Origin of the sequence: Streptomyces albidochromogenes (assembly GCF_005981925.1) — a bacterium.
Lineage (GTDB): Bacteria > Actinomycetota > Actinomycetes > Streptomycetales > Streptomycetaceae > Streptomyces > Streptomyces albidochromogenes.
Map to the genome: position 1 here is coordinate 1 of NZ_VBVX01000446.1, position 4093 is coordinate 4093.

The window sequence follows — 4093 nt, forward strand, 5'->3', positions numbered from 1 at the left end:
GTGGCGGGGGTGGAGGCCGTGGCGGTCATCGGCGGCTCTCCTTTCGCATCCTGCGGATGTTGAAGAGCATCACCGGGACGACCAGCAGCAGGAGCAGTACGGCGATGGCGCTGCCGATGCCGGGGTGCGCGTCCGTACCGAACGACGAGCGGTAGAGCTGCAGGGCCAGCACGTTCGCGTCGTCCTGGGACGACCCCGGGGCGATGATGAACACCAGGTCGAAGATCTTCAATACGTTGATCATCAAAGTGACCAGTACGACCGCGAGGACGGGTGTCAGCAGCGGGACCGTCACCCGGCGGAAGACCTGCCACTCATTGGCGCCGTCGACGCGGGCCGCCTCCAGGAGCTCGCGCGGCAGGCCCGCGAGACCGGCCGCGATCAGGACCATCGCGAAGCCCGCCCACATCCAGACGTAACTGCCGATGATGGCGGGGGTCACCAGGCTCGGACCGAGCCAGTCGACGCCGTTGTACGGCTCGCGGAAGTTCGACGCGGGGAAGCGGAGTGCGGCTCCGTCCGCCTCGGCGGAGAGGGTGAAGGTGCCGTTGGCGCCGGCCGTCGCCGAGTCGACGACCTTGCCGTCCTTGACCGCCTCGACCTTGATGCCCTTGAGGCCGAGTTCCTTGGGGTCGATGGTGTTGGGCCGGCCGCCGCCGCCCTTCGTGAAGTCCAGCCACGCGGTGCCGGTGACCTTGTCCGGCGCCGTGGGCGCGGGCGCCGCGGTCTCGGCGTCGCCCGGCATCTTGGCGGGCGGTACGCCGACCAGCGGCAGCAGGACCTGTTCGCCCGCTCTGACGGGCTGCTTCGTGACAAAGGAACCGCCGCCGCCCGCCTTCAGCGGATGGACGGGCAGGGGGCGGGCCTTCGGGAAGCCCGCCGCCTCGGAGAACATGTCGTGGACACTCACCGCCACGGCGTTCGCGACCCCGCGCTCCGGATTCTGCTCGTACACCAGGCGGAAGATGATGCCCGCGGCGAGCATCGAGATCGCCATCGGCATGAAGACCAGCAGCTTGAACGCCGTACCCCACCGGATGCGCTCGGTGAGGACGGCGAATATCAGGCCCAGCGCGGTGGAGACGGCGGGGGCCACCACCACCCAGATCGCGTTGTTCTTGACGGCGGTGAGGATGGTGTCGTCGGTGAAGATCTCGACGAAGTTGTCGAGGCCGGCGAAGCTGTCGCCGCTCTTGTCGAAGAAGCTCCGGTAGACCGAGTACCCGATCGGGTAGACCACGAGCGCGCCGAGCAGTACGAGGGCGGGCAGCAGGAAGCCGGCCGCCATCAACCTGCGTGTGCCGGTGACGCTCTTGCGTTTTCCGCTGTCTGCGGGGGGCGGCGTGACCTTCGCGGCGCCCCCCGCGGTCGCTGACGTCATCGCGTCAACCCGTCAGTTCTTGTACGCCTTGGCCGCGTCGGACTCCAGCCGCTGCTGGGTCCCCGCGACATCCTTCGGGTTCTTCAGGAAGTCCTGGAGCGCCTTCCACTCGCCCTTGCCCGGCGTGCCGCCGAAGGACTGCGGGGCCTGGTCCGACATGTCGAAGCGGAAGTCGTCGCCCGCCGCGATCAGGGCCTTCGCGATGTCGCGCTGCACGTCGTTGGGGTACGCCGCCACGTCCAACGACTTGTTCGGCGATACGAACCCGCCCGCCTCGGCCCAGATCCTCGCGGCGTCGGTCGAGGCCAGGAAGGTCAGCAGGGCCTTCGCGCCCTTGGAGTCCTTGAGCGCCACGGCCGCGTCGCCGCCCGTCACGACCGGCGACTCGCTGCCCACCGCCGGGAACGGGAACACCTTGGCGTCCGTGCCGATCTTCGCCTTCGTCTGCCCGATGTTGACGGCGACGAAGTCACCCTCGAAGACCATCGCGGCCTTCGGGTCCTCGGCGAACGTCTGGGTGACGGACGCCGGGAACTCGGTCTGCAGCGCGCCGTCCTGGCCGCCCGCGATGAGCTCCTTCTTGCCGAACAGCTCCGCGAGGGTCGTCAGCGCGTTCTTGACCGACGGGTCCGTCCACTTGATCTCGTGCTTGGCCAGCTGGTCGTACTTCTCGGGGCCCGCCTGGGAGAGGTAGACGTTCTCGAACCAGTCGGTGAGGGTCCAGCCGTCGGCGCCGCCGATGGACACCGGGGAGACACCGGAGGCGGAGATCGTCTCGGCGGTGGTCAGGAAGTCCTTCCAGGTCTTCGGCTCCTCGGCGCCCGCGTCCTCGAACGCCTGGGCGTTGTACCAGATCAGGGACTTGTTGGCGGCCTTGAAGTACACGCCGTACTGCTTGCCGTCGACGGTGCCGATGTCCTTCCAGCCCTGCGAGTAGTTCTTGTCCAGCTGCGCCTGCGTCGCCGCGTCGACCGGCTTCGCCCACTTGCGCTGGACGGCCTGCTGGAGCGCGCCGACCTGCGGCAGCATCGCCACGTCCGGCGGCGAACCGCCGGCGATCTTCGTGCCGAGGAAGTTCACGATCGGGTCCTGGGCCGGTACGAAGGTGACCTTCGCGCCCGTGCGCTTCTCGAACTCGTCGAGGACCTTGGTGAAGTTCTCCTGCTCGGGGCCCGTCCAGACGGCGGCCACCTGGACCTCCTCGCCGTTCAGCCTGGGCAGCTCGACGGAGGACGAGGGCGTCGTGGTGGCCCCGCTCCCCTCGTTGCCTTCGTCCTTGTCCTTGTCGCCGCCGCAGGCGGTGAGGGCGAGCGTGCTCGCGGCGATCATCGCCAGCGCAGCCCTTCGAGCCCTGCGACCGCTGTGTGTGCGAAGAGTTGTGCGCATCACTGCCCCGTCTCTCCTGTGCGCGTACGGACCGGCGCAGCCCTCGGAGAACCGCTGGCGCCGATGCCGGTCTAGCTGTCCCGTGGGTCAGGTCTACGCCCGGCGGTCGGTCCGGGCAATAGCGCCTTCCGTGTCAACCGGGTGATCGTGATGGGCTCGTGACGTTGAGTCAGCCTTCGGGGAGTGCGCCGAGGGGCGGCAGCGGGGTCGCGTTGACCGTACGGGCGGCCCGGTCCAGGGCGCTGGCCAGCAGGGCGAGGTCGGTCGGTCCGTTGCCGAGCTCGCGCACCGGGCGGCGGGCCGGCGGATCGCCCATCCGCTCCCACTCCAGCGGGACGACCGTGGGCCGCAGGGTCGCGGTGCGGGGAATGCGGCCCGTGACCCGGCCCGCCTGGAACGGGGTCGCGCCGGGGCTCTCGCCCGCCTCGCCGGTCGGGTGACGCAGCAGCCTGCCCCGGCCGGGCCCCGGCTCGTCGGGAGCGGGCGCCGACGGCGGGGGGTCCAGCACCACGCGCAACCGGGCGCCGCGCGCGAGTTCCGTGTCGGCCGTACGGTCCGGCCTGGCGGACGTGGCCACTAGATGCACCCCGAGCCGCTCGCCCTCCCGGGCCACGGCCTCCAGGGCCCGTACGACGGAACCGGCCGCGGGCCTGCCCGTACTGCCGAGGGCGGGGGCGACCAGTGCGTCCAGGTCGTCGACCAGGACGACGAGGCGGGGGAGCGGCGACGGCGCGGTGTCGGCGCGGGCCTGGCGCTCCCGGGACGTCGTCGTCCGCAGGCGCAGGGTGCCGGTGGGGTGCGGGTCCAGGTCGCCGTTCTGCTCGGCGGCGCTGGGCGGGCGCTGGTTGATCATCCGGCCGGACACCTCGCGGTGCGTATGCCATTCGGCGAAGGCGAGAGTGCCGAGGAGCTCGTGGCGGCGCTTCAGCTCCGCGCCCAGGGCCTGCGCGAACTCCCGCATGCGGACGGGGTCGGACGCCACCAGGTGGGTGGAGACGTGGGGGAGCTCCGTGCAGGCGCGCAGGCCCTCGCCGCGTTCACCGCCCGCGCCGTCGACCAGGACGAGGCCCAGGCGGTCGGGGCGGGCCGCCGCGGCGAGCGAGGCCGCCACGGAGCGCAGCAGCTCGGTGCGGCCGCTGCCCGCCGGGCCCTCGATCAGCAGGTGAGGGCCCTCGGCGGGCAGGTCCACGCAGAGCGGTCCGCGCGGGCCCGCGCCGAGCACGGCCCACGCGCGGGTGGCGCCGGGGGCCTGGCCGTCGTCGGCGGCCGCCGCCCAGCGGGCCATCAGGGAGGCGGGAGTGGCCCTGGCCAGGCCCAGCTCGTCCA

The 4093-nt window shown here is 71.6% G+C and carries 3 protein-coding genes; all 3 read right to left on the reverse strand.

Annotated elements, in window-relative coordinates; genetic code table 11:
• Positions 1-25: 25 nt before the first annotated feature.
• Positions 26-1381: a carbohydrate ABC transporter permease gene (locus E2E34_RS32095; RefSeq protein ID WP_138905363.1), complete on the reverse strand. Its 1356-nt coding sequence runs from the start codon at positions 1379-1381 to the stop codon at positions 26-28.
• Between the two features lie 12 nt (positions 1382-1393).
• A complete protein-coding gene (locus E2E34_RS32100) occupies positions 1394-2767 on the reverse strand; it encodes an ABC transporter substrate-binding protein (protein WP_138905364.1) in 1374 nt (457 codons plus the stop codon).
• A gap of 169 nt (positions 2768-2936) precedes the next feature.
• Positions 2937-4093: FtsK/SpoIIIE domain-containing protein (locus E2E34_RS32105; RefSeq protein ID WP_279637918.1), on the reverse strand; the 1157-nt coding region annotated here is incomplete at its 5' end.

What these genes read in the sequence shown, in the direction of transcription:
- E2E34_RS32095 (WP_138905363.1), bottom strand. Translation starts at nt 1,381, where the DNA reads ATGACGTCAGCGACCGCGGGGGGCGCCGCGAAGGTCACGCCGCCCCCC.
- E2E34_RS32100 (WP_138905364.1), bottom strand. Translation starts at nt 2,767, where the DNA reads ATGCGCACAACTCTTCGCACACACAGCGGTCGCAGGGCTCGAAGGGCT.